This is a genomic window from Kitasatospora sp. NPDC059646 (assembly GCF_042734615.1).
Lineage (GTDB): Bacteria > Actinomycetota > Actinomycetes > Streptomycetales > Streptomycetaceae > Kitasatospora.
This window is the reverse complement of record NZ_JBHWDS010000012.1, coordinates 125,752-150,883: the sequence shown is the minus strand read 5'-3', so window position 1 is coordinate 150,883 and position 25,132 is coordinate 125,752. Positions and strand designations below refer to the sequence as shown.

At 75.2% G+C, this 25,132-nt stretch carries 24 protein-coding genes; 12 read left to right on the top strand and 12 right to left on the bottom strand.

Annotated elements, in window-relative coordinates:
* Positions 1–329: 329 nt before the first annotated feature.
* Positions 330–1,595, top strand: a complete 1,266-nt coding sequence (locus ACFV1L_RS11405; protein ID WP_380365006.1) for an esterase/lipase family protein — start codon at positions 330–332, stop codon at positions 1,593–1,595.
* A 43-nt stretch (positions 1,596–1,638) separates the two neighbouring features.
* Positions 1,639–2,163 carry a hypothetical protein gene (locus ACFV1L_RS11400; protein ID WP_380365005.1) on the top strand — a complete coding sequence of 175 codons (525 nt, stop codon included), beginning with the start codon at positions 1,639–1,641 and terminating at the stop codon, positions 2,161–2,163.
* Here ACFV1L_RS11400 and ACFV1L_RS11395 read toward each other — a convergent pair.
* On the bottom strand, positions 2,156–2,314 hold the full coding sequence (locus ACFV1L_RS11395) for a hypothetical protein (RefSeq protein WP_380365004.1): 159 nt from the start codon (positions 2,312–2,314) through the stop codon (positions 2,156–2,158). The two genes, ACFV1L_RS11400 and ACFV1L_RS11395, sit on opposite strands and share 8 nt — an antisense overlap.
* A 226-nt stretch (positions 2,315–2,540) precedes the next feature.
* Here ACFV1L_RS11395 and ACFV1L_RS11390 point away from each other — a divergent pair, with 226 nt between their 5' ends.
* Genes ACFV1L_RS11390 through ACFV1L_RS11375 form a run of 4 tightly spaced genes read left to right on the top strand, consistent with a single transcriptional unit; the run spans position 2,541 to position 8,084 of the window.
* Positions 2,541–4,898, top strand: coding sequence for a tetratricopeptide repeat protein (locus tag ACFV1L_RS11390; protein WP_380365031.1), 2,358 nt, complete (start codon positions 2,541–2,543; stop codon positions 4,896–4,898).
* A 26-nt stretch (positions 4,899–4,924) separates the two neighbouring features.
* On the top strand, positions 4,925–6,232 hold the full coding sequence (locus ACFV1L_RS11385) for a TetR/AcrR family transcriptional regulator (RefSeq protein ID WP_380365003.1): 1,308 nt from the start codon (positions 4,925–4,927) through the stop codon (positions 6,230–6,232).
* Complete coding sequence (locus ACFV1L_RS11380) at positions 6,229–7,434, top strand: sensor histidine kinase (RefSeq protein WP_380365002.1); 1,206 nt, start codon at positions 6,229–6,231, stop codon at positions 7,432–7,434. Before ACFV1L_RS11385 ends, ACFV1L_RS11380 begins: the two co-directional genes overlap by 4 nt.
* The gene (locus ACFV1L_RS11375; protein WP_380365001.1) at positions 7,431–8,084 is read left to right on the top strand and encodes a response regulator; all 654 of its coding nucleotides are present in this window, start codon (positions 7,431–7,433) and stop codon (positions 8,082–8,084) included. Before ACFV1L_RS11380 ends, ACFV1L_RS11375 begins: the two co-directional genes overlap by 4 nt.
* Before the next feature lie 21 nt (positions 8,085–8,105).
* On the opposite strand, the gene ACFV1L_RS11370 is transcribed toward ACFV1L_RS11375, so the two are convergent.
* Positions 8,106–8,876 (bottom strand): IclR family transcriptional regulator, encoded by a 771-nt coding sequence (locus ACFV1L_RS11370; protein ID WP_380365000.1) that lies wholly within the window; start codon positions 8,874–8,876, stop codon positions 8,106–8,108.
* Positions 8,877–8,994: 118 nt separating this feature from the next.
* Here ACFV1L_RS11370 and aceB point away from each other — a divergent pair, with 118 nt between their 5' ends.
* Both aceB and ACFV1L_RS11360 read left to right on the top strand, forming a co-directional pair.
* Complete coding sequence (aceB, locus tag ACFV1L_RS11365) at positions 8,995–10,623, top strand: malate synthase A (RefSeq protein ID WP_380364999.1); 1,629 nt, start codon at positions 8,995–8,997, stop codon at positions 10,621–10,623.
* Positions 10,624–11,067: 444 nt separating this feature from the next.
* Entirely contained in the window at positions 11,068–12,672 is a 1,605-nt protein-coding gene (locus tag ACFV1L_RS11360) for a TROVE domain-containing protein (protein WP_380364998.1), read from the top strand.
* Here ACFV1L_RS11360 and ACFV1L_RS11355 read toward each other — a convergent pair.
* Positions 12,656–13,654 carry an ArsR/SmtB family transcription factor gene (locus ACFV1L_RS11355; protein WP_380364997.1) on the bottom strand — a complete coding sequence of 333 codons (999 nt, stop codon included), beginning with the start codon at positions 13,652–13,654 and terminating at the stop codon, positions 12,656–12,658. The two genes, ACFV1L_RS11360 and ACFV1L_RS11355, sit on opposite strands and share 17 nt — an antisense overlap.
* Before the next feature lie 56 nt (positions 13,655–13,710).
* Here ACFV1L_RS11355 and ACFV1L_RS11350 point away from each other — a divergent pair, with 56 nt between their 5' ends.
* Positions 13,711–14,943: an MFS transporter gene (locus ACFV1L_RS11350; RefSeq protein ID WP_380364996.1), complete on the top strand. Its 1,233-nt coding sequence runs from the start codon at positions 13,711–13,713 to the stop codon at positions 14,941–14,943.
* Between the two features lie 7 nt (positions 14,944–14,950).
* Here the strand turns inward: ACFV1L_RS11350 and ACFV1L_RS11345 are convergent, their stop codons facing one another.
* The 8 genes from ACFV1L_RS11345 to ACFV1L_RS11310 all read right to left on the bottom strand — a co-directional run bounded on the left by ACFV1L_RS11345 (position 14,951) and on the right by ACFV1L_RS11310 (position 20,231).
* Positions 14,951–15,388 (bottom strand): hypothetical protein, encoded by a 438-nt coding sequence (locus tag ACFV1L_RS11345; RefSeq protein WP_380364995.1) that lies wholly within the window; start codon positions 15,386–15,388, stop codon positions 14,951–14,953.
* A gap of 121 nt (positions 15,389–15,509) precedes the next feature.
* Positions 15,510–16,895 (bottom strand): 8-oxoguanine deaminase, encoded by a 1,386-nt coding sequence (locus tag ACFV1L_RS11340; RefSeq protein ID WP_380364994.1) that lies wholly within the window; start codon positions 16,893–16,895, stop codon positions 15,510–15,512.
* Between the two features lie 32 nt (positions 16,896–16,927).
* Positions 16,928–17,845: a factor-independent urate hydroxylase gene (gene pucL, locus ACFV1L_RS11335; RefSeq protein ID WP_380364993.1), complete on the bottom strand. Its 918-nt coding sequence runs from the start codon at positions 17,843–17,845 to the stop codon at positions 16,928–16,930.
* 49 nt (positions 17,846–17,894) lie between these two features.
* Positions 17,895–18,227 carry a hydroxyisourate hydrolase gene (gene uraH, locus ACFV1L_RS11330; protein ID WP_380364992.1) on the bottom strand — a complete coding sequence of 111 codons (333 nt, stop codon included), beginning with the start codon at positions 18,225–18,227 and terminating at the stop codon, positions 17,895–17,897.
* Positions 18,228–18,265: 38 nt separating this feature from the next.
* Entirely contained in the window at positions 18,266–18,778 is a 513-nt protein-coding gene (gene uraD / locus ACFV1L_RS11325) for a 2-oxo-4-hydroxy-4-carboxy-5-ureidoimidazoline decarboxylase (RefSeq protein WP_380364991.1), read from the bottom strand.
* Between the two features lie 154 nt (positions 18,779–18,932).
* A complete protein-coding gene (locus ACFV1L_RS11320) occupies positions 18,933–19,304 on the bottom strand; it encodes a helix-turn-helix domain-containing protein (protein WP_380364990.1) in 372 nt (123 codons plus the stop codon).
* On the bottom strand, positions 19,301–19,606 hold the full coding sequence (locus ACFV1L_RS11315; RefSeq protein ID WP_380364989.1) for a thiamine-binding protein: 306 nt from the start codon (positions 19,604–19,606) through the stop codon (positions 19,301–19,303). Before ACFV1L_RS11315 ends, ACFV1L_RS11320 begins: the two co-directional genes overlap by 4 nt.
* Before the next feature lie 97 nt (positions 19,607–19,703).
* Positions 19,704–20,231: a GNAT family N-acetyltransferase gene (locus tag ACFV1L_RS11310; protein WP_380364988.1), complete on the bottom strand. Its 528-nt coding sequence runs from the start codon at positions 20,229–20,231 to the stop codon at positions 19,704–19,706.
* A 135-nt stretch (positions 20,232–20,366) separates the two neighbouring features.
* Between ACFV1L_RS11310 and allB the strand changes: the two genes are divergently transcribed.
* From allB to ACFV1L_RS11295, 3 genes are all read left to right on the top strand, one after another.
* Entirely contained in the window at positions 20,367–21,710 is a 1,344-nt protein-coding gene (allB, locus tag ACFV1L_RS11305) for an allantoinase AllB (protein WP_380365030.1), read from the top strand.
* 11 nt (positions 21,711–21,721) lie between these two features.
* On the top strand, positions 21,722–22,852 hold the full coding sequence (gene alc, locus ACFV1L_RS11300) for an allantoicase (protein ID WP_380364987.1): 1,131 nt from the start codon (positions 21,722–21,724) through the stop codon (positions 22,850–22,852).
* Positions 22,853–23,018: 166 nt separating this feature from the next.
* Positions 23,019–23,804, top strand: coding sequence for an IclR family transcriptional regulator (locus ACFV1L_RS11295; protein ID WP_380364986.1), 786 nt, complete (start codon positions 23,019–23,021; stop codon positions 23,802–23,804).
* A gap of 183 nt (positions 23,805–23,987) precedes the next feature.
* Here the strand turns inward: ACFV1L_RS11295 and ACFV1L_RS11290 are convergent, their stop codons facing one another.
* Positions 23,988–25,049, bottom strand: coding sequence for a helix-turn-helix domain-containing protein (locus ACFV1L_RS11290; RefSeq protein WP_380364985.1), 1,062 nt, complete (start codon positions 25,047–25,049; stop codon positions 23,988–23,990).
* Positions 25,050–25,132 lie beyond the last annotated feature (83 nt).

Sequence of the window (25,132 nt, the reverse complement as noted above, 5' to 3'; positions counted from 1 at the left end):
ACTTCACCCGCCGGTCGCCGCCGGAGAACCCGCGCGACGCGCGGTGTACCGCCGCCGGCCGGTGGAGCACCGACAGGAAGTGCCGTCGCGGGCCGGTGGTGCCACCGACAGGGTGGGTGCCGGCGTGGGCTGCCGGCGCACCGACAAGGGGTGCCGTCGGGGTGCTTGTGGCGCACCGACACCGGCCGGGGCCGCGCCCTGTGGTCCTGACACATGGGTGGCCGGGCCCGCCGCCCCTAACGTGACCTGACCCACAGTCGGACCGCCGCCCGGCCCGCGCCCCCGGGTGCGCCGCGGCGGCGGCCCCTCGTCAGCCGAAGGAGGACCAGGTGCGCCACCCGCTCAGGTCCGTGCTCACCACCCTGCTGGCCGGAGCGCTGCTCGCGCTCGGCCTCGCCCCCGCGCAGCAGGCCGCCGCCGTCACCGCCGTTCCCGGGTACCTCGCCCGGGAGGCGGTGTTCGCCTCGCCCGGCAACGGCTGGGCGCAGGTCGAGCGCTACCTGGACAGCACGTCCGGGTTCACCCAGGAGCAGTACCCGTCCGACGGGCGCGGCGACCAGGACGGCGCGCGGGTCACCTACTTCGGCGGCGTGAAGCGCCCGTTCTCCGGCCGGTTCCTGCTGTACAGCGCGCAGGGCTGGAACACCGCCGCCGGGACGCCCGTCCTGCTGGTCCACGGCGCCAACGACAACGCCGACCGGGCCTGGGCGAACCCCGGCGAGACCGGCAACTGCGGCGCGTCCGGCTGCCCGGGCACCGGCATGGCACAGGCGCTGGCCGCCGCCGGCCACCGGGTGTTCGCGATCGGATTCGCGCACAAGCAGGGCGACAACCTGATGCAGGCCCAGACCGTCGGCGACGCCGTCGCGCTGATCAAGGCCCGCACCGGCGCGGCCCAGGTCGACGTCGTCGCCTGGAGCAAGGGCGAGGTCGCGGCCCGGTCCTACGTCTCGTCCGTGAAGCCGAGTTGGGGACGCGCCTACGCCGGCGACGTCCGCCGACTGGTCACGCTCGGCGGCCCCAACGGCGGCCTCGACTACACCTACGCGCACGGCTGGGCGTTCTCGCTCGCCACCTGGCCGGCCTGCGGCGGCACCGCCAACGCGCCGTCCCCGCACCTGTACATGACCTGCTACGGCACCTACACCGCGCAGCCCTGCCTGGGCGTGCTGCCCACCGGCGGCTACGACTGCTTCCCCGGACAGCGCCAGCTGCTGGCCCGCTGGGACGGCCCCTACGGCGTCGACGGCAGCATGCAGGACTGGTGGACCACCTACTACGGCGGCCAGGGCCTCTACACCTCCGGCCAGGGCATCCAGGCCGCGATCGACGCCGGCTCGCTGATCAAGCCCCTCCAGCAGGCGGGCACCCCCGCGGCCGTGCCCACCTACCTGCTGGCCGGCGGCTCCGCCGACATCCCGGGCATCCTCAACGAGAACCGCGGCGCCAGCGACGGCCTGGTCCTCACCGCCAGCGCCCTCGACACCACCGGCATCAGGACGGTCGGCGGCACCGCGCTGCTCACCGGCCTGAACCACATGGAACTGGCGTGGTCCGGCGCGGCCGTCTCGCAGGTGACGGCCTGGCTGGCCTGACGCCGACCGCCCGCTGTCGGCCGCCGGCAGTACAGTGCCGCGCATGCCGACCTCGCTGCTCGCCGCCGTCCGCGACCACGCCGCCGTTGCCGAATTCCTGTCCTGGCCCGGCGACTTCGACCTCCTCGGCGCGGACCACGGCGAGCCCGTCCAACTGGCCTCCGGCCTCGCGCTGGAGGCGTTCGCCGGCGACGGTGCGGGCGGCACCTTCTTCTTCTGCGGCGACGGCGGCGAGGAACGCCCCGTCCTCTACGCCGACTCCGAGGGCAGCGCGGCGCTCCTGGCCCTCGGCCTCCCCGACCTGCTGCGGCTGCTGCTGACCGCGCCCTGGTGGCGCGACTGCCCCGGCTTCACCGCGGAGGAGAGCGACGCCCGGGCGGCCGAGTACCTGGCGGACGACCCGGACCTGTACACCACCCGCGACGCCGTCGCCGCACTCCTCGGCCTCACCCTGCCGACCCCCGCCGAGGCACTCGCCCGCCTCCGGCAGACCGCCACCGGCCCGGGCCGGGACTACGTCCTGATCTTCACCCCGGAGGGCACCCCGTACGAGGCGCTGATCAGTTGAGGAACTCGCCGATCCGGTCGAGGATCCAGGCGGTGACGGCGCGGGCGACGCCGGTGGCGGTGCCGCGGGCGAGCTGGGCCTTGAGCTGCCGGTCGGCCGGGTCGGCCTTCGTGGCGGTGGCGGTGGCGGTGGTGCGGTGCTTGCGGGACATCGGGTTCCTCCCCGGAGGGTCGTGGTGACGGTGGGTCGGCCGGCCGGCGCGAGCACCACGATCCCTGGCAGCCACCGCAGTTGGCGGATCCGCGGACGCATCCGGACCGTCCCGGAAACGGCCTCGCATCCGCGCAGGTGAGCGCTAGGGTGGGGCTCGGTCCGGCGGACGGGGGCGGACCGCGGCGGATGCCGCCGGAGTGGACGAGGGGGCCTCGTTGGCACGAGTGGAGAGCGCGCAGGCGCAGCAGGTTCTGGCGCAGTTCGCCCGGGACCTGGCCCGGCTCCAGGCACGCTCCGGGAACCCCAACGGCCCGCAACTGGTCGCCGCGTCCGGGGGCGGCCTCACCACCAGCGGGATCAGCGAACTGCTGAAGGGCAAGCGCGGTGTGTTCCGGCTGCCGCAGTGGGATGCCGTCCGCGCGTTCGTCACCGGCTGCAAGCACCACACCGACCGGAAGGGCTTCCCGCTGGAGGCCCCGCTCGGAGACCTCGCGCACTGGCGGAGGCTGCACAACGAGCTGGTGGAACGGCTGGAGGAACTCGAACACGGACCCGGGGCCGCGTTCGACGGGCCCGCGCCGCTCGCCCCGCTCAAGCGCGTCCCGCCGGGATTCACCGGACGGGACGCGGACCTCGACGCCCTGTTGGAGATGCTCGACCCGACCTCCGACAGTGAGCACGCCGTGGTGGTCGCGTCCGTCCTCGGCATGGGCGGCATGGGCAAGACGACGCTCGGCCTCGCGGCCGGCCATCTCGCCGTCCAGCGCGGCCTGTTCACCGGCGTGCTCTTCCTCGACCTGCACGGCTACGACGACAGCTGCCTCGACGGCGGCCAGGCCCTCGACACCGCCCTGCGCGCCCTCGGCACCGCCCCCGAGCAGATCCCGCCCGACACCGACCAGCGCGCCGCGCTGTACTGCGCCCAACTCGACGCCCGCGCCCGGGCCGACGAACGCGTCCTGGTGCTCGCCGACAACGCCTCGACGGTCGACCAGGTCCACCACCTGATCCCGCCGGACGGCCCGCACCGCCTGCTGGTCACCTCCCGGGACGACTTCGCCACAGCCCTCGGCGCCCGCCTCGTCGACCTCGACGTCCTCACCCCCGGGCACGCCGTCGAACTCCTCGACACCGCGTTGCGCCTGACGTTCCCCCAGGACCCGCGGATCCATGCCGACCCGGCCGGGGCGGCCCGCATCGCCGAACTGTGCGGGCACCTGCCGCTGGCGCTGCAGATCGCCGCCGCGCAGCTGGCCGCGGACCGGAGCCTCACGCCGACCCGGCTCGCCGAGGAACTGGAGGCCCTGACGGAGCGGCTCGACCTGCTGGAGGACGGCCCGAGAGCCGTCCGGAGCGTCCTGCAGCGGTCGTACCGGCGGCTCGCGCCGACCCATGCCGAGGTGTTCCGCCTGCTGGCGGTCAACCCGGGCCCCGACCTGTCGCTCGAAGCGGCCGCAGCGGCCACCGGCATCGCCAAACTGAAGGACGTCCGCCTCCGCCTCGTCGCACTGTCGCGGGCCAGCCTGATCCGCCAGGACCCGGAGACCCGCCGCTGGCGGATGCACGACCTGGTGCGGGCGTACGCGGACGAGCTGGCGCGGGAGAATGCGGGAAGCTCGGCGCTCGCATTCCAGCGGCTGCTTCAGTACTACAGCCGGATGGTGGAAGCGGCGTGGGCGCACCTGGCTCCGGGGAGCAACGCGAAGGACCGGGCTCGGCAGTACACGGGTTGGGCGCACGCGCTGGCAGCTGTGGACGCCGAACACGCCAACCTCGTCGCCGCCGTCCACGCCGCCCACAGGACGGGGTTCCACCAATTCGTCCTGCGCATCGCGTCCTCCCTCACGTCCTACCTCGGCATGCGTCGCCGTCTGGAGGAGGGCCTGACCGTGGCGGAGGCCGCCCTTTCCTCCGCGCAGGACATCGAGGACCGGTCGCGAGAAGCCTATGCCTGGGACAACCTGGGCTTCGTGCTCCGGGAGTTGGGGCGGTTGGAGGAGGCCGAGCAGGCCCAGCGCGCTTCGCTGGCCGGCTATCGGGACCTGGGCGACAGATGGAACGAAGCCAGGGTCATGGACAACCTCGGCATCGTGCTGCGGGACGTGGGGCGGTTGGAGGAGGCGGAGCAGGCCCACAGTGCGGCTCTTGCGGGCTTCCGGGCGCTGGGGGAACAGCAGATCGCATCCTGTCTGGGCAACCTGGGTCTCGTCCTGGGGGACCTCGGGCGGTTGGAGCAGGCCGAGCAGGCCCAGCGCGCCTCCCTGGCGGGTCACCGGGCGCTGGGCGACAAGCAGGGCGAGGCCAGCGGCTGGCACAACCTCGGTGGTGTCCTGCGCAGCGCCGGCGACCTGGAACAGGCGGTGGAGGCCGGCCACCGGGCGGTCGCGCTGTTCCAGGAGCTGGACGACCAGTACCGGCTGGGCTGGGCATGCGACGAGCTGGCCGGCACGCTGCTCGCCGCGGGCCGGCCGGCCGCCGAGGTCCGGGCGCTGCGGGAGGAGGCGGCGGTGGCGTACCGCCGGGCCGGCGCCGAGGAGAAGGCCGTCGAGGCGCTGGCGAAGGCCGACACGCCGGAGCAGTAAGCCGGGTAACGGTGGGTGGGGCGGCGGTGCCCCTGCGCGGCCTGCGGCTGTTCGCTCTTACCGACAGATGTGTCGGCGCCCAGCAACGCGCCGCGCTGATCCAGGCCGCCGTCGACGTCCTCGTCGAACAGGGCGCCGCCGCGGTCACCCCGGCCGCGGTCGGCGCCCGCACGGGCCTCGCCCGGTCCAGCTTCCACCAGTACTTCCCGTCCGCCGCCGCGCTGCTCGCCGCCCTCGTCGAGGAGTCCTTCACGGCCGCCGACGCCGCCACCGCGCAGGCCCTCGCCGAGGTCGGCGCACCCGCCGACCGCATCGACGCCTTCGTCCGCACCGAACTGCGCATCGCCGCCTGCGGCACCCACCGCCCCGCCAAGGCCCTGATGCGGGCCGACCTGCCGGCCGAATGCGTGGCCCGCGTGCACGAGTTGCACCACCGGCACTGCGCCCCGCTGCTGGCGGCGATCGCCGAGCTGACCGACGGCTCCGCGGACACGGGCTCCGACCCGACTGCCGTCCGGGCTCTCGGACCTCGGCGTCGGACCCAGGTCCGACACCGAGGTCCGGACCGGGCTCCGACGACGCCCCGCGGGTGCGGGCGGCAGGGTGGGGGCATGGTCGAGAGGCAGAGCAGGTGGACGGGTTTTCCCGGGCGTTGGGTCGGTGCGGGGTCGCTGGTGGCGGGGCCGGTGCTGGTGCTGGCGGGGGTGTTGGCGAGGTGGCGGTTCGACTTCTTCTTCCCGGCGCAGTTGACGGCGTACCAGGAGCACCGGCGGCTGATCGCCGTCTCGTACGGGCTGGTCGCGGCCGGGTGGACGCTGCTGCTGCCGGGGGTGGCGCTGCTGGCCGGGCGGATCGCCGTTCGGCGGAGCGAACTGGCCTGGTGGGGCGGGACGTTGGCGGTGCTCGGGCTGTGCGCGCGGGCGTTCCACGCGGGTGTGGACCACTTGGCGTTCCAACTGGCGGCGCAGCGCGGGGCGGCGGAGGCGAGCGCGGTGGTGGGGGAGGCGTACGGGGCGTTCCACGTGTTCGGCGCGCTGAATGCGGCGATCATGGGCGGGTGGCTGGTGCTGGCGTACGGGGCTTGGCGGGCAGGGGTGTTGGGGGCGGTGCGGGCGGTGGCGCTGGCGGCGGGGGCGGCGATGCCGCTGGGTGTGCTGAAGGGGACGACGGTGGGATCGGTGGCCGCGGCGGCGGGCCTGTGCCTCGCACTGGTGCCGCTGGGGGCGGCGGCGTGGCGCGAGGGCCCGCGGCCGGCGGGGCGGACCGTGGCGGGGCGGGTCCTGCTGGTGGCGACGGCGGCGGGGGCGATGGTGCTGTTCGGGCAGCTCGGATGACCGGCGCGGAGCGGCCGGCCGGTCTGCACCTGTGGGCGGTCGACGCGGTCGTCGCGGCCGTGACGACCGCCGCCTACTGGGGCCTGGCGGTCGGGCCGGCCGACGACGGGCAGCCCGGGTTCACCGGGCCGGCCTGGCTGGCGGTGCTGCTGGCGCTCGGCGTGGGCGGCCCGCTGGCGGTGCGCCGGCGGTGGCCGCTGCCGGTGCTGGCCGTGGTGCTGGCCGCGACGGCGGCGGCGACGCTGCTCGACGTGACCAGGGACCCGTTCCTGGCGGCCGCCCTGGCCGGGTACCCGGTGGCGGTGCGCGAGTCGGCCCGGCGGGCGGCCGGGGCGCTGGCGGCGGCGGTCGCGGTGGCGTCGGCCGCGGTGCTGCTCGGCGAGGGCGTGGTGACGCCGTCGGGGAGCATCGCCGAGGCGGCCGGGACGGCGGCGGCGACGGCGGGGGTGCTGGGTGCGGCGTGGGCGGCGGGCCGGGCGGTGCGGGCCGGCCGGGAGCGGGCGGCGGTGCGGGCGCGGAGCCTGGAGCGGGCCGCGCTGGTGGAGGAACGGCTGCGGATCGCCCGGGAGTTGCACGACATCGTGTCGCACAGCCTGAGCGTGATCGTGGTCAGGGCGGCGGTCGCCGACCACGTCGCGGAGGTCCGCCCGGCGGAACTCCGGGCGGCCGTCCGGGAGATCGAGCGGACCGGCCGGGAGGCGCTGACCGAGATGCGCCGGGCGCTGGGCGTGCTCCGCGAGGAGGGCGCGGCGGACGCCCCGGCGCCGGGACTGGACGGGCTGCCGCTGCTGGTGCGGCGGGCGCGCGACGCCGGGCTGCGGGTGTCGAGCGCGGTGCAGCCGGGGCTCGCGCCGCCCGCCGGGGTCGCGCTGGCCGTGCACCGGATCGTCCAGGAGGCGCTGACCAACGTGCTCCGCCACGCCGGCCCGGGCACCCGCTGCGAGCTGACGGTGCGTCGGGAGCCGGGCGGGATCCGGGTCGAGGTGGCGGACGACGGCGCGGGCCGGCCGGCCGCCCGGCGGGTGCCGGGCGGCGGCCACGGGCTGGCCGGGATGCGCGAGCGGGCGATGATGTACGGCGGGACGCTCGCCGCCGGGCCCCGCCCGGACGGCGGGTTCACGGTGTCCGCGCACCTGCCGGTGGAGCGGGCGGCGGGCCGGGCGGCCGACGCGGCGACGGACGGGGCGGGGGACGGGACATGACGGATCCGGTGCGGGTGCTGGTGGCCGACGACCAGCCGCTGCTGCGCGGCAGCTTCGGGCTGCTGATCGACACGGCGCCCGGGCTGGAGGTGGTCGGCGAGGCCGGCGACGGCGAGGAGGCGGTGGCCGCCGCCGAACGCCTGCGCCCGGACGTGGTGCTGATGGACATTCGGATGCCCGTGCTGGACGGCATCGGGGCGACCCGGCGGATCACCGGCACCCCGGGAACGGCGGGCCCCCGGGTGCTGGTGCTGACCACCTTCGACCTGGACGAGTACGTGTACGGGGCGCTGCGGGCCGGGGCGGCCGGGTTCCTGCTCAAGGACGCCGCCCCGGCGACGCTGCTGGAGGGCATCCGCACCGTCGCGGCGGGGGACGCGCTGCTGGCGCCGTCGGTGACCCGCCGGCTGATCGCCGAGTTCGCCCGCCTGCCGGGCCACCGCCCGGCCGGCGGCCCGGAGCGGTTGACGCCCCGGGAGCGGGAGGTGCTGGTGCTGGTGGCCCGCGGGCTGTCGAACGCCGAGCTGGGGGAGCACCTCCAGCTGAGCGCCGGCACGGTGAAGACCCACATCGGGCGGCTGCTGGCCAAGCTCGGGGCCCGCGACCGGGCCCAACTGGTCATCGCCGCCTACGAGTCGGGCCTGGTCTGAGCGGCCGTCCGGGCCCGGCGTTCAGAGCACCCCGCCGAGGCGGGCGGCGACGGCCTGCATGAGGGGCACCAGGCCCGCCGGGCCGGACTGGGCCTCCAGGGCGTGGATGCGGGCCTCGGGGCCGGAGACGGAGAGCGCGGTGGGGGTGGGGGCGCCGGGGACGGCCACGGCCAGGCAGCGGACGCCGATCTCCTGCTCCTGGTCGTCGACGACGTAGCCGGTCTCCCGGGCCGCCGCCAGGTGGGCGAGCAGCGCGGCGGGGTCGGTGACGGTGTGCGGGGTGTGGGCCTGCAGCGGGCCGGGGCCGAGCAGCGCGCGGGCCTCGTCCTCGGGGAGCTGGGCCAGCAGGGCCTTGCCGACGCCGGTGCAGTGCGGCTGGGCGCGGCGGCCGACCTCGGTGAACATCCGCATCGAGCGCCGGCTCTGGACCTGGCCGACGTAGACCACCTCGCAGCCTTCCAGGACGGCCAGGTTCGCGGTCTCGCCGGTGGCCTCCATGAGTTCGGCGAGGTACGGCCGGGCCCAGGAGCCGAGCAGGCGGCCGGCGGTCTCGCCGAGGCGGATCAGGCGCGGGCCGAGGGTGTAGCGGCGGGCGGAGTCCTGCCGGACGTACCCCTGGGCGACCAGGGTGCGGACCAGCCGGTGGATGGTCGGCATCGGCAGGCCGGAGACGGCGGACAGCTCGCTCAGGGTGGCGATGCCGCCGGCGTCGGCGAGGGCCTCCAGGAGGTGGAAGGCGCGTTCGACGGACTGCACCGAGCCGGCCGGGCGCTCGGTGGGGGTGCTGCTCACGGGACGGTTCCTTCGAGGGGGTGCGGGGGCGCGATCCGTCAACAGACCGTTGAAATTCTGTATCGCGGAAACTAATCTCCACTCTACAGAATGGAGCAGCCCGAGGAGAGTGCCGCCCATGGCCGCAGAGCAGGGTTCCGCCGTTCCGGGCGTCGTGGTCGCCGGCCCGCCGGTGCAGCGCGCCGAGGAGGTGCTCACCCCGCAGGCGCTGGCGTTCGTCGCGGGCCTGCACCGCGCCTTCGACGGCCGGCGGCGGGAGTTGCTGACGGCCCGCCGGGCGCGCCGGGACGGGATCGCCCGCACCGGCACGCTGGACTTCCGGCCGGAGACGGCGTCCGTCCGGGCCGCGGAGTGGCAGGTGGCGCCCGCCCCGCCCGCCCTGACGGACCGCCGGGTGGAGATCACCGGCCCCACCGACCGGAAGACGACGGTCAACGCGCTGAACTCCGGCGCCCGGGTGTGGCTCGCCGACTTCGAGGACGCCTCCGCCCCCACCTGGCACAACGTGGTCACCGGACAGCTCAACCTGATCGACGCGTTCGAGGGCCGGATCGACTTCACCGACGACCGGGGCAAGGCCTACGCCCTCAAGCCCGCCCGGGAGTTGGCGACCGTCGTGGTGCGCCCGCGCGGCTGGCACCTGGACGAGCGACACCTGACCGTGGACGGCGAACCGGTGGCCGGCGCGTTCGTCGACTTCGGCCTGTACTTCTTCCACAACGCCGCCCGGCTGCTCGCCAGGGCCGCCCGGGACCCGCAGGACCCCAACTCCGGCCCCTACTTCTACCTGCCGAAGACCGAGAGCCACCCGGAGGCCCGGCTCTGGAACGAGGTCTTCACCCACGCGCAGGCCGAACTCGGCATCCCGCACGGCACGATCCGCGCCACCGTGCTGATCGAGACCGTCACCGCCGCGTTCGAGATGGACGAGATCCTGTACGAACTGCGGGACCACGCCGCAGGGTTGAACGCGGGTCGGTGGGACTACCTGTTCTCGATCGTGAAGAACTTCCGGGACGCGGGCCCCGCCTTCGTGCTGCCGGACCGCAACGCCGTCACCATGGCGTCCCCGTTCATGGCCGCCTACACCCGGCTGCTGGTGCGGACCTGCCACCGCCGCGGCGCGCACGCGATCGGCGGGATGTCCGCGTTCATCCCCTCCCGCACGGACCCGGAGGTCAACGCGGCGGCGCTGGCGAAGGTCCGGGCCGACAAGGAGCGCGAGGCCGGCGGCGGCTTCGACGGCTCCTGGGTCGCCCACCCCGACCTGGTGCCGGTCGCCCGCGCCTGCTTCGACGCGGTGCTCGGCGACCGGCCGCACCAGAAGGACAACCCGGGCCCGGCGGAGCCGGTGACCGCCGCCGACCTGCTGGACGTGGCCGGGGCCGGCGGCAGTTGCACCTCCGCCGGTCTGCGCAACGCCGTGCAGGTCGGCATCCGCTACCTGGAGGCGTGGCTGCGCGGCACCGGCGCCGTCGCCCTCTTCCACCTGATGGAGGACACCGCCACCGCCGAGATCTCCCGCTCGCAGATCTGGCAGTGGATCCACAACGGCGTCCGACTCGCCGACACCGGGGAGCGGGTGACGGCCGACCAGGTGCGCCGCCTGGTCGCCGAGGAACTCGCCGCCCTGCCCGGGCAGGCCCCCGGGCGCCGGCAGGAGGCCGCCGCCCTGTTCGAACAGGTCGCGCTCGGCGAGGAGTTCACCGAATTCCTCACGCTCCCGGCGCTCGATCTGCTCGACTGACGGAAAAGCACGTGCGGGGCGCCGGCCGGGGCCGATAAGGTCACTCCCGTTCGGGTGCGCAGGCAGGGGTTGCTTCTCCGGATGGGCCGGCCGGGAGCGATCCCGGGCAGTCCAGTTGAAGGAACTTCCGTACCGTCACCTCCGCCGCCCTGTTCTCCGAACGCCAAACTTCAGACATCACTGCCACCTCCCGGTGCGCAGGCACCGGTTACTTCCTCCAAAGAATCCCACCGGTGCCACCTCGATCTCGGGAGGAAACCGTGCCGGGGCGTCCGGTGCGCAGGCGGGGGTTACTTCTTTGGTGTGGGCTTCGCCGGGTTCGAACCCCGGACGGCCGTGCGCAGGCACGGCCGGGGCCCCGAGCCACCTCCGCCGGGGCCGGCCTCCGCGGCCGGCATTCTCGGACGCCCCGGTTCGGCATGCCCTGCCGCAGGAGGAGTTCCCATGGCCCGTTTCAACCTTCGCCGCTCGAAGACCGCCCCCGCCGGTCCGAGCTCGCCCGTCGCCACCACCGGGCAGCCCACCGTCAACCACCAGGGCGGGCCCGGCCACCTGCGCGACGAGAAGTCCGAACTCTTCCTGCTGGCCGTCTCGAACACCGTCGGCCAGGACACCTTCTACGAGCACGGCGGCGCCCGCGACGACCGCTACACCGCACTCGTGCGCTCCCTCGCCGTCACCGACCCCGAGTGGACGCTCGGCCTGCTGCGCTGGCTGCGGGACGGCGCCGCGATGCGCACCGCCTCGCTGGTCGGCGCCGCCGAGTTCACCCGCGCCCGGCTGGACGCCCGGCTCCCCGGCCACTCCCGGCAGGCCGTCGCCGCCGTCCTCCGGCGCCCCGACGAGCCCGGCGAGATGCTCGGCTACTGGACGACCCGGTACGGGCGGGCGCTGCCCAAGCCCGTCAAGCGCGGCGTCGCCGACGCCGTCGCCCGGCTCTACGACAGCCGGGCGCTGCTCAAGTACGACACCGCCGGCCGCGGCTTCCGGTTCGGCGACGTCCTGGAACTCACCCACCCGAAGCCGCACCCCGACAAGCCGTGGCAGAACGAGCTGTTCCGCTACGCGCTGGAGCGGCGCCACCACCCCGACACCGCCGTCCCGCCGCCCGGCGACGCCCTGCTGACGGCGCATCACGCCCTGATGGCCGTCCCGGTCGGCGAGCGCCGCGCCCTGGTCACCGGCCCCGACGGCGCGCAGCGCCTCGCCGAGGCCGGCCTGACCTGGGAGGCGCTGGCCGGCTGGCTGCAGGGCCCGCTGGACGCCGCCGCCTGGGAGGCCGTCATCCCGTCCATGGGCGTGATGGCACTGGTGCGCAACCTGCGCAACTTCGACCAGGCCGGGGTGTCCGACGAGGCCGCCGAGCAGGTCGCCCGGCGGATCTCCGACCGGGACGAGGTCCGGCGCTCCCGCCAGTTCCCGTTCCGGTACCTCGCCGCGTACCAGCACGCACCGTCGCTGCGCTGGGGGCACGCACTGGAGACGGCGCTGGCCCACTCCCTCGCCAACGTCCCCTCGCTGCCCGGCCGTTCACTGATCCTGGTGGACCGCTCCGGCTCGATGTTCGACCGCGCCGCCGGGGAGAGCCGGCTCAACCGGGCCGACAGCGCCGCCGTCTTCGGCACCGCCCTCGCCCTGCGGGCCGCCGACGCGGACCTGGTCGAGTTCGGCACCGACAGCCGGCCCGTCCCGCTGCGGCGCGGCGACGCCGTCCTCAAGGTCCTCGACCGCTTCGGCAACCTCGGCGGCACCAACACCGCCGAAGCCGTCCGCCGCCACTACGACCGGCACGACCGCGTCGTCATCGTCACCGACGAGCAGGCGTACGGCAGCCACCCCGGCGACGCGCTGGCCGCCGTCCCCGCCCACGTCCCCACCTACACCTGGAACCTGGCCGGCTACCGGCCCGGCCACGCCCCCAACGGGCCGAACCGCCACACCTTCGGCGGCCTCACCGACGCGGCCTTCCGCCTCCTGCCGCTGCTGGAGGCCGGCCGGACCGCCGGCTGGCCGTGGGAGGAGCAGGACGGGCCTACGACCCCGCGCTGAGGAGGGCGTCGCCCAGCGGGGAGCGGGCGTAGAGCACGGTGCGGCCCGCGCGGGTGCGGGTGAGCAGGCCGGCGGTGGCGAGGGCCGTCAGGTGGCGGCTGACCGCGCCCGGCGTGACGGCCAGCCGGTGGGCCAGGGCGGTGGTGGAGGCCGGCCGGTCGAGCAGGACGAGGAGCCGGGCGCGCGGCGGGCCGATCAGCTCGGCCAGCGCGCCCGGGACCGGCGGCGGGGAGCTCTCGCCCATCAGGGCCTTGCCGCGGGCCGGGTAGCTGATCAGCGGCGGCTCGTCCGCGTCGATGACGGTGTGCGCCCCCAGCGAGAAGAGCGTCGGGGCCAGCACCAGGCCGCGGCCCGCCACCGGCGTGTACCGGCCGCCCAGCGCCCGCACCCGCGGGTCCGGGTCGATCAGCCGCAGCACGCCCGCGTGCCAGGACAGCCGGTGGTCCAGGTCCGCGAACAGCCCCTCCGCGCCGCGCTCCGCCAACATCCGCCCCCGGTGGGCGAGATCCGCCTCCAGCACGGTCCGCGCCCGCGCCCACCAGCGCGGCAGCAGGCACCGCTCCCAGTACGCGCCCAACTGCGCGACGCAGCGCGCCAGCAGTTCCGCCGGATCGTCCAGCAGCCCCGCCAGCGGCTCCGGCACCGGCGCCCCGTCGCCCCGGTAGGCCGCCCGGAAGTCCTTCACCACCGTCGCCGGGGGAGTCCGCGCCAGGATCTCCAACTCGCTCTCGAACGAAGGGCGTCGGACGACGGGACGGGGCGTCAGGAAGTCCGGCACCCAGACCCGGGGCGTCACCAGCGAATCCAGCAGCGGCACGTCCAGGGTGCGGAACTCCGGCTCCCAGGACTCCATCCAGCGCGCCTGGAAGGCGTACTTCGCCGGGTAGCGGCGCGCCCGCAGGCTGAACACCGCCTCCTGCAGGGGCGAGTAGGTGAACCAGGTGGCGGCGAGGTCGTCCACGCCGAGGGCGAACTCGAACATTGACCCCAACGGTAAAAGGATTCCGGGCAGTTCGGAAGCCTGGTGTCCTGTCGGCCATGACCGCCACCGCCGCGCCCGTCGGGCGCCGCTCCCTGCTGCCCGCCGACCCGGTCCTGCGCCGGCTCGCCGTGATGACCGGTGTCAACACCGTCGGCAACGGGCTCTACTACTCCGTCAGCGCGCTCTACTTCACCCGCCAGGTCGGCCTGAGCGCGGCCCAGTTGGCGATCGGCCTCGGCGCCGCCGGAGTCGCCGGCATGCTGGCCGGAGTGCCGTTCGGCCGGCTCGCCGACAAGGTCGGACACCGCCGACTGCTGTACGTCCTCGGGCCGTTGCAGGGCGCGGCCGTGCTCGGCTACGTCTTCGTGCACGGATTCGTGCCGTTCGTCGCCGCGATCGTCGCCGCCACCGTGCTGGAACGCGGCGCGATCGTGGTGCGCAGCGCGCTGATCGCGCACGTGCTGCCCGCCGAGGACCAGGTCCGCTCCCGGGCGCTGCTGCGCTCGGTGATGAACGCCGGGCTGATGCTCGGCGGAGCCGGCGCGGTGCTCGCCCTCCAGGAGGACAGCCACTGGGCGTACGCCACCGTCCTGGCGCTGGACGCCGTGAGCTTCGCCGCCACCTCGCTGCTGCTGCGCGGCCTGCCCGACGCGCCGGTGTCCGCCGGGGAACGCGCCCGCAAGGAGCGGCCCCGCACCGCGCTCGCCGACCGCCGCTACCTGCTGGTGGCCGGCCTGCACGCCGTGCTGGAGCTCCAGTTCGCCATGCTGGAGATCGGCATCCCGCTGTGGATCGCCGACCGCACCACCGCGCCGCGCGCCCTGGTCGCGGTGGTGGCGATCGTCAACAGCCTCTCGGTGGTGCTGTTCCAGGTCCGCGCCGGCCGCGGGGTGGTCGACGTCCGCTCGGCCGCGAGGGCGTGCGCCCGCGGCGGGGTGCTGCTCGGCGCGGCCTGCCTGGTGTACGCGGCGGCGGGCGGCCGGGGCACCGGCACCGCCGTGGCGCTGGTCCTGGCCGGGATCCTGCTGCACAGCCTGGCCGAACTGCTCACCTCGGCGGGCGGCTGGACGCTCAGCCTGGACCTCGCCGACCCCGCCGCGCACGGCGAGTACCAGGGCGTCTTCATGAGCGGCCAGGCGGGCTCGCACGTCATCGGGCCGCTGGTCGTCACCGCGACCGTGCTCGCGCACGGCGTCGCCGGGTGGGCGGTGCTCGCCGGGCTGCTGGCGGCGGCCGGCCTGGCGATGCCGGTGGCGGCGCGGCGCCCGCCCCTGCCCGGCCGGGGCTGACGCCGGGTCAGTCGCCGGAGTAGCCGAACACGCCGAAGTGGGTGGCCTCCTCGCCGGTGTACAGCACCACGAAGCGGCCGGTCCACCGCAGGTCCGCCTCGGCGGGCAGTTCGCTGCCCTCCATCGCCCGGCGGTACTGCTCGACGCTCGGCCGGTCCGTCCCGAAGTGGTGCAGCAGCCGCGCGTACGGCAGCGGCCGGACCGTCCCCAGGTCCTCGTACCCCGTCGGGGCCTCGCCGACGAGCACCGCCCGCGGGATGTCCAGGATCGAGTGGGTGCCCTCCTCGCCCATGAACTCCTCGTCCGCCCACAGCTCGTCGAGCGACTCGTACTCCCCGGCCCCGACCCACGCCGTCCCGGCGAACACCTCCGCGTGCAGGGCCGTCAACGTCCGCTGCGGGGTCCCCCGGTACGTGGTGAGGTACTCCCAGCCACTCGCGCCCATCTGCCTGCTCCTCACGTCTCGTCACGGCTCGCACCGCGTCCGGACGCTACCGCACGCCGCCGTCACGCACGGCCCCGACGGCGGGTCGGCCACCCGGACCGCCGAACCCGCCGGGCAGGGATCAGTCGCTGCGGGCGGCCAGCTCGCGGGCCGCGCGGGCGCAGGTGCGGGCGAGGGCGGACTCGTCGGCGGTGGTGAGGCGGTCGTGCTCGACGACCGGGATGCCGTTGACCAGCAGCACGGTGAGCGGGGGCAGGGAGCCGAGGACCAGGGCGGCCACGGGGTCGGCGATGGTCGAGTGCAGCAGGCCGTCGATCCGCCAGAGGGCGAGGTCGGCGAGTTTGCCCGGTTCGATCGAGCCGATCTCGTCGGCGCGGCCGAGGACGGTCGCACCGCCCATGGTGCCCAGGCGCAGGGCCTGACGGACGGTCAGCGCGTCGGGGCGGCCGTGCAGGCGGTTGATCAGCAGGGCGTTGCGCAGTTCGGTGCCGAGCTGCCCGGACTCGTTGGACGCGGTGCCGTCCACGCCGAGGCCGACCGGCACGCCGGCCGCGAGCAGGTCGGGGACGCGGGCGATCCCGGCGGCCAGGCGGGCGTTGGAGGACGGGCAGTGCGCCACGCCGGTGCCGGTCCCGGCGAACTTGGCGACGTCGGAGTCGTTCAGGTGGACGCAGTGCGCCATCCAGACGTCCGGGCCGAGCCAGCCGGTGGACTCGAAGTAGTCGGTGGGCCCCATGCCGAACAGCTGCCGGCAGAACTCCTCCTCCTCGGCGGTCTCCGAGCCGTGGGTGTGCAGCCGCACCCCTTTGCGGCGCGCCAACTCGGCGGTGCCGGACATGAGTTCGGTGGAGACCGAGAACGGCGAGCAGGGCGCCAGGGCGACCCGCAGCATCGAGCCGAACGCGGGGTCGTGCCACCGGTCGACGGCGGCCTCGGACGCGGCGAGGATCTCGTCGGTGTCCTCCACCGCGCGGTCGGGCGGCAGGCCGCCGTCCTTGTGGCCGCGGTCCATCGAGCCGCGCAGCGCGGTGAACCGCAGGCCGAGTTCCCGGACGGCCTCGACGGACGCGCCGAGCACGTCGCCGGCGCCGCGCGGGAACACGTAGTGGTGGTCGGAGGCGGTGGTGCAGCCCGACTTGAGCAGCGCCGCCGCCGACCCCAGGGCGGCCGCGTGCACCAGCTCGGCGTCGATCCGCGCCCAGGTCGGGTACAGCGCCACCAGCCAGTCGAACAGGATGTCGTTCTGGGCGAGCCCCCGGGTGAGCCACTGGTAGAAGTGGTGGTGGGTGTTCACCAGCCCGGGGGTGAGCAGGTGCCCCTCGCCGTCGATCCGCCGGGCCACGTTGTCGAGCCCGGCCGGTGCGGGTCCGTCGCCGACCGACTCGACGGTGTTGCCGAGGACGACGACGTGCCCCCGCGCGTACTCGGTGCCGGCGGCGTCGACGGTGGCGATCGCGGTGTTCTCGATCACGATCCGCCGGTCGGCGGCCGGGGGCTGCACTGCCATGGCGTCCTCCAGGGGGTCGGGGTGACGGGACGTCAGGAGACGGGGATGACCGGGGCGACGCCCTCGCGGTGCACGGTGCCCTCGATCAGGCCGTACATCCGGTCGGCGGCGAAGTAGACCTCGTTCTCGTTCTTCAGCCCGAACGGTTCCAGGTCCACCAGGAAGTGGTGCTTGTTGGGCAGTTCGAGCCGGACCTCGTCCACCTCGGGCCGGTGGTCCAGCACCCGGGTGCCCATCGCGTGCAGGGTCTGCTGGAGCGAGTACGAGTAGGTCTGTGCGAACGCCTCCAGCAGGTGCCGCCGCACCTCCCGGTAGGAGTGGTTCCAGTCCGGCGCCGCCTCCCCGGCGTCCCGGCCGGCGAAGCCGAACGCCCAACGGGCCGTCACCTGGGTGGCCAGGATCCGGTCGTAGGCCTCCGGCAGCGTGGTGTAGCGGTCCTTGATGAAGCCCCAGAACTCCGAGTCGGTGGTGTTCATCACCACCAGGTCCTTGAGCCCCGAGACCACCCGGAACCGCTCGCCGTCGTACTCCACCTCCGTGGTGCGCACCTCCTGCCCGCTGCGGACGAAGGAGTGGCCGACGTCCCCGGACTCGCCGGGCCGGGCGGACCGGGCCGGGATCCGGTCCCAGGAGTACTCCTCGATCCGGATCCGGGCGCTGTGCACCACGCCCCGCTCGGTGTTCTCCACGAAGTGCCGGGCCAGCAGCATCGCGAAGCCCTCCGCGGACTCGATGCCGTGCCGCTTGGCGAAGGCGTACACGGTGTTCTTGGTGCTGTCGGTGGGAAGGCAGTTGGCGTTCGACCCGGTCAGGTGGACGTCCTCGAAGGCGCCGCGAAGCGACACCGAGACGTTCAGGTCCTTGAGGTGGTGGCGGTTCGCTTCACGGTGGACCCGGACGATCCGGTTCTCCGCCTTGCCGTACTGGTTCTGGCCGAGCACGTGCGCCATGAGGTGTCTCCTCAGCTCTCCTCAGCGATGGGCGGCCCGACGGGAGCTCCTAGCTCCCGCGGTAGACCGAGTAGCCGAACGGGTTCAGCAGCAGCGGCACGTGGTAGTGCCGCTGCCCGGGCGCGACCGCGAAGACGACCGACACCTCGGGGAAGAACGGCTGCTGCCCCGAACCCGCGTGGTACGCCGCGGAGTCGAAGCGCAGGCGGACCACCGAGCCGGCCGCCACGGCCGGCAGGTCGGCGACCCGGCCGTCGGCGTCGGTGGCGGAGGCGCCGAGCGCCTGCCAGCCGTCCTCGGTGCGGACGGCCAGCTCGACCGGGACGCCCGCGGCCGGGCGGCCGAGGCTGGTGTCGAGCACGTGCGTGGAGATGCCGGTCATGGGGCCTCGTCCGGGTCGCGGTGGTGGTTGACGGTCCGTCAGGGCGTGCCGAGCAAGCGGTCGAGCCGGATCTCGGTGATCCGGCGCAGCTCCTCCCGGACGACGCCCGCCTCGGTGGCGGCGTCGTTCGGCAGCCGCTCGCGCAGCGCGGCCAGCAGCGCGCCGGCGGTGCGGCCGGTCGCGCAGACCAGGAAGAGGTGACCGAACTTCGCCTCGTACGCGGCGTTGGCCTCCGCCAACTCGCGGAGCACGGACGGCTCGACGCCGCGCAGGCCGGACTGCTCGCGCTCGGACGCCGCGTCCCCCGCCCGCGGTGTGCCGATCCGGGCGTGACCGGCCAGGGCGTCCCGCAGGTCGGCGGCGGAGAGCCTCGCGATCGCCCCGGCGCCGGCGGCGAGGAGTTCGGCGCGGCCGGGCCAGGGGCGGGAGGCCGCGACGGCGTCGGCCCAGGCGGGGCTGGAGCAGACCTCCAGCAGGATCTCCCGGAGTTCGGACGGCCCGGTGGCGGCCAGCGCGGCGAGGGCATCGAGGTCGGGGGGTGGCTTGGTCACGGGAGGGGCCTCCTCGGAGTCGGTGCCACCCGCACAAGCTAGAGCGGCCGCAACAGGCCGTCAACACTTTGTTGAACTGTTCGCGGCGGCGGACAGGAGCACCGGGGGCGCGCGCCCGGCACCGGCCGCGACCCGCCCGGCAGCGCCCGGCGTGTCAGGACTTCTCCTGCCGGTTCAGGTAGTTGTACACCGTGAACCGGCTGACACCGAGCGCCGACGCGACGGTCTCCACCCCGTGGCGGACGGTGAACGCCCCGCGTTCCTCCAGCAGGGCGACCACCCGCTGCTTCTCCGTCCGGCCGAGCTCGGCCAGCGGCCGGCCGTCGAACTGCCGGGCCATCTCCGCCAGCAGCAGGTCCAGCGCACTGCTCAGGTGCGGCAGCCGCACCGCGACGGCCGGCACGCCCTCCCACGCCAGGACGACGTCCTCGGCCCGGGCCGCGGCCGGGTCCAGTGCGGTGGCGCCGACCGCCTCCAGCAGCGGCCGCAGGGCGACGGCGAGCGGGTGGTCCGGGGCATCGCTCACTGCGCGCTCCTTCCTGCGGGGCCCGCCGGGGCGCCGGAGTCCGGGCGCTCGCCGGCGGACGGGGCCCCGGCGCCCTCCGGCAGGACGCTGACCTGGAGGGAGATCCGGCTGGCGCCGGCCGCCAGGGTCTCCCGCAGCAGCCGGGCCACGCCGGCCAGGGCCTGCTCGGCGTCCCCCTCCGCGCTGGTGCCGAACGGGCCGACCGCGACCGTCAGCCCCGCCTCGGCGGCCGCCCGGCGGGCGGCGTCGGCGTGCTCGGGGAAGCCGTCCAGGTCGAACGGCTCGGTCGTGAACTCCACCATCAATCGCACCGGCCCACCCTATCCAGCGGCCGTCCCGGCGGAGTCCCCGTCGACGGGTCTGCCCGCGTAGACCGCGGGATTCGACCGCGCGGGCCGGTCAGCGCGGGCGGACCATGACGGCCAGCCGGGGCGACACGTCCGACGCCGGCTGGCCGTTGAACGCACGGTAGCCCCAACTCTCGTACAGGGCCTGCACCTTGCCGCCCCCCGCGGCCGGATTGACCATCAGCGTCACGCGGCCCTCGGTGCGCCGGCCGAGGAACGCGTCGTGGATCCGGCGCGCGAGGCCCGTCCCGCGCCACGGGGAGCGGACGCCGATCTCCCGCAGCGCCAGCACCGGGCGGTCGGTGAACCCCTCGGGCAGCGGCTCCGCCATCCGCGTCCAGTACCGGTCGCCGGCCCCGACGGTGTTCCCGTACACGTACCCGACCGGCAGGTCGCCGTCGTACCCCAGGACGAGCCCGAACCCGGGCTCGCCGGCGTGCCGGTCGAGGCGCCCGGTGAACGCCTCGACCCCGTAGCCGGGCAGGTGGAGCAGCGGCGCCCGGACGTCCGAGTAGACGTCCAGCAGGTCCCGCCGGGCGCGTGCGGTGAGGTCGGTGTGGTGGCGCAGCTCGATGGTCACGCGGTGCTCCTCCGGGGCGGACGTGTGCCGTCCGATTCTCCGTCACCCACCGGCCGCGTCCGTTCCATTGACGTTTTGTTGAAAGCGGTCCTACGCTCCCAGCACGCTCCCGACGGTTCGGAGGCCCTGGTGTCCATCGGCGACGTGGTGGTGATCCGCTCCAGGCGGGTGGTGCTGCCGGACGGGGAGCGCCCGGCGGACGTGGCGGTGCGCGGCGGGCGGATCGAAGCCGTCGCCGGCTACCGGGAGTTGACCGCGGAGCAGGTGACCGACCTCGGCGCGGTCGCCCTGCTGCCCGGGCTGGTCGACACTCACGTGCACGTCAACGAACCCGGCCGGACGGAGTGGGAGGGGTTCGCGTCCGCGACCCGGGCGGCCGCGGCCGGGGGAGTCACCACGATCGTCGACATGCCGCTGAACTCCGTGCCGCCGACGACCACCGCCGAGGCCCTGGCGGCCAAACGGGCCGCCGCCGACGGGCAGCTGTGGGTGGACGCCGGCTTCTGGGGCGGGGCGGTGCCCGGCAACACGGGAGAGCTGGCCGGGCTGCACCGGGCCGGGGTGTTCGGGTTCAAGTCCTTCCTCGCGCCGTCCGGCGTACCGGAGTTCCCGCACCTGGCCACGCCCGCCGACCTGGAGGCCGCGCTCGCCGAGCAGGCGCGGCTCGGCGCGCTGGCCGTCGTCCACGCCGAGGACCCGGCCGTGCTGGACGCCGCCCCCCGGGTGCCCGGAGCGCGCTACCGCGACTTCCTCGCCTCCCGGCCGGCCGGCGCGGAGGAGGCCGCCGTCACCGGACTGCTGGAGTGCGCCCGCCGGACCGGCGCCCGGGTGCACGTCCTGCACGTCTCGTCCGCCGCCGTGCTGCCGCTGCTGCGCCGGGCCCGCGAGGACGGCGTCCGGGTCACCGCCGAAACCTGCCCGCACTACCTGACGCTGACGGCCGAACAGGTCCCCGACGGGGACACCGCGTTCAAGTGCTGCCCGCCGATCCGCGACGCGGCCAACCGGGACCTGCTCTGGCAGGCCCTCGCGGACGGCGGGTTCGCCGCCGTGGTGTCCGACCACTCGCCGTCCACGCCCGACCTGAAACTGCTCCGACGGCACGGCGGCAGCGGCGACTTCGCCGCCGCGTGGGGCGGCATCGCCTCCCTCCAGGTCGGCCTGCCCGCCGTCTGGACCGAGGCCCGCCGGCGCGGCCACACCCTGGCGGACGTGGTCCGCTGGATGTCCGCCGGGCCCGCCGAACTGGTCGGGCTGGGCGGACGCAAGGGCGCCGTCGCGCCCGGGTGCGACGCCGACCTGGTGGCCTTCGACCCGGACGCCGAGTGCACCGTCCGCGCCGAACGGCTCCACCACCGCAACCCCGTCACCCCCTACGCGGGCCGCACCCTCACCGGGCAGGTCCGCACCACCTGGCTGCGCGGCCGGGTCGTCGACGTCGACGGCGCGCCGCGCGGACGGCAACTCGTCCGAGCGTGAGGGAGAGTCAGTTGAGCGCCGAGCAGAGCACCGACGCGCCGTTCACCGAGCTGGTCGACCTGGCCTCCCGGCTGCTCGGCGCCGGAGTGGTCGCCACCAACGAGGACACCTTCGCGGACGCCGAGAACCTGCTGGTCGCCGCGCCCGCCCGGTTCCGCCCGCACACCTTCGGGCACAAGGGCCAGATCATGGACGGCTGGGAGTCCCGCCGCCGACGCGGCGTCAGCGCCGGGCAGCCGCACCCCGCGGACGGGGACCACGACTGGGCGATCGTCCGCCTGGGCGCGGCCGGCGTGGTGCGCGGAGTGGTCGTCGACACCGCGCACTTCACCGGCAACCACCCCGAGACCGCGTCCGTGCAGGGCGCGTCGGTGCTCGGGCACCCCTCGCCCGAGGAGGTCGCGGCGGCCGAGTGGACCGACCTGGTGCCGCGGACGCCGCTGCGCGGCGACACCGCGCACGCGTTCGCGGTCGCCGACCCCACCCGGTACACGCACGTGCGGCTGAACATCTGGCCGGACGGCGGCGTCGCCCGGCTCCGGGTGCACGGCGAGGTGCTGCCCGACCCCCGGCAGCTCGCCGGGCTGACGTTCGACCTGGCCGCGCAGGAGCACGGCGGCGTCGCCGAGGCCGCGTCCGACCGCTACTACTCCTCGCCGCACCACCTGAACGCGCCCGGCCGGGCGGCCGTCATGGGCGACGGCTGGGAGACCCGGCGCCGACGCGACAAGTCCCACGACTGGGTCCGGATCGCGCTCGCCGGGCACGGCGAGGTGCTGGCCGCCGAGGTCGACACCTCCTGCTTCGTCGCCAACGCGCCCGGCTGGGCCGAACTCGTCGGTTCCGACGGGGAGTCGGAGACGGTCCTGCTGCCCCGCACCCGCCTGCAGCCCGACACCCGGCACCACTTCCGCCTCCCGCCGGGCACACCGGTCACCCACGTCCGCATCAACGTCTACCCCGACGGCGGGCTCGCCCGCCTCCGCCTCACCGGGCGGCTCACCGCCACCGGGCGCGACACGATGGCGCTGCGCTGGTTCAACGCGCTGCCGGAGGCCGAGGCGAGAGCGCTGGCGGCGGGCGCGGCGGCGGCACGGCCGCTGGGCGACGCGGCGCCGATCCGGGCGCTGTACGGGGGTTGAGCCCCGGACGGGGACCCTCCGGCCGCCGCGGCACCGTCCGCAGGGGCATATGCCTGTCAAGGGCCGGGGGCCCGGGCGGGCGAATATCGGGGGAGCGGGCGATCGGCAGCCGAAGGGCTGGTTACGCTGGGCGGAAGGCGGGGTGGAACGCGAGGGGGGCCGGGGCATGGGGACGGTGAGTCGGGGGCGGAGCGACCTGCTCGGCCCCGGAGGCGGCGGCGCGGGACCGTTCGGGGTGCTGCGCCGGGCGCTGCGCCTGCTGGAGGCGGTCGACCGGCACGCCGAGGGCTGCACGCTGGCGGAGCTGTCACGGGCGCTGACCATGCCGGAAGCGGCCGTTCGGCAGCTCGCGGAGGAACTCGAGACCGAGGGCTACCTGATGTGCCTCGACGGCGTGTGGGCGCTCGGCGGGGCGTTCACCCTGCTCGGCGCGCAGCACCGGGAGCCGCTGGTCCGGGCCAGACTGCACCACCAACTGGAAGACCTGCGGGACGAGCTCGGCGCCGCCGTGTACTTCAGCCGGTACCACGACGGGGAGTTGTCGGTGGAGGCGGTCTGCTCCGGCGAGCACGCCCCGGCGGTCCACGAGTGGGTGGACTTCCGGGCCACCGCGCACGCGTCCGCGATCGGCAAGTGCCTGCTGGCCCAACTCGACCACGCCGCCCGCCTGGACCACCTGGCCCGGCACCCGGTGGCCCGCCTCACCTCCCGGACCATCACCGAGACCGACCGCCTGCTGCACCGGCTCGACCGCCAGCCCGCGACCGTCCCCGTCCTGGACCTCCAGGAGTACTCGATGGACACGGTCTGCGCCGCCGTCCCGATAGTGGCCGGCAACACCGTCGGCTGCCTGGCCACCTCCCTCCCCGTCGACCAGGCCCACCGCCTGCGCGCGGCCGCAGAACTCCTCACCGCCCGGGCGACGCCGCTGATGCTGGCGATGGCGGTCTGAGGGGCCGGCAGAAGGAGAACGGGGGCTGTCGCGGTGGATCCGGCGATCCGGTGCGACAGCCCCCGTGGGTTCGACGTGTCCCCTTGCCTCCGCCACCGGCAAGCGGGGCGCCGGTGGCGGAGCAACGTCGAAGGTTCGAGCCCGTCCCCCGGAGTCGGGCTCCCCCGGAGGCTCCACGGTAGGTCAGCCGGCCCGGGAGCGGTTTGGCACCGGGTCGACGACCGGTTGGCGAGGAGTCAACTTCAGGGACAGCGACTGCTGGCGGTGGTCGCGCGGGGCGAGGCCGTACGCGGTGCGGAAGGCGCGGCTGAAGTCGTCCGGGCGGGGGATGCCGCAGCGGGCGGCGATGGTGCCGATCGGGACGGTGCGCAGGGCCGGGTCGGCCAGGTCGCGGTGGGCCTTCTCCAGGCGAAGGCGGCGGATCCAGGCGGCCACCGTGTCGCCGTCGGTGTGCTGGGCGAACAGCCGGTGCAGGTAGCTGACCGAGATGTGGTGCGCGGCCGCGATCGTCGACGGGGTGAGTTCCGGGTCGTGCAGGTGGCGGCGGACGAACGTCCGGACCTGCTCGACGGTGGCGCGCTGCCGGGCGGTGTCCGGGAGGTCCGCGTCGTCCTCCAACTCGTCGGCCAGCCAGGCGGCGACCAGGTCCACCGCGATCGGCCCGAGCCGGTCGGCGACCGCGGGGCCGAGCAGGGCGGCCTGCCGGTCCAGGCTGACCAGGAAGTCGGCGAGCACCGCCGCCGGTCCCCCGGTGGCCCGGAAGCCCCGTCCGAGCAGCCGGCGCAGCCGGAACGGCGGGGTCGGCAGCAGCGCCACCGGGAAGTCGATGCCGACGCCCTCGACCCGCGGTTCGCCGCCCGCCGCGGCGCGCTCGCCGAGCGCCCGCAGGTCGTACGCGCGGGAGCTGTCCAGCATGGTCAGCTCGCCGGGGCGGAACAGCTGGGTCTGCTCGGCGTCGCGGGACAGCGCCAGCACGCCGCGCTGAACGAACGTCAGGTGGAACACGCCCGGGTCGGAGCGCCGCACCCGCGCGTCGGTGCGGCGGAAGCGGGCCGACGGGAACGAGGTGCCGAGGAAGGTCACCGGGCCGAGTTCGGAGCGGCGCAGCTCCGCGGAGAACCGGTCCGTGTCCGAGGTGCTCGCGTCGCAGTCCCTGGTCAGCGCGAGCAGGTCGCGCCACAGCTCGAACCGCTCGTGCGGCCGGAGTTCCTCGAACGGGCCGGCGTTCTCCGTCGCCGTGGTCATGCTGGTGCCCACCTTCCGTTGCCGCTCGGCGACCCGCCGTGTCCGCCTCCCAGCATCGCAGGTCACGGGCACGGCCCGGACAC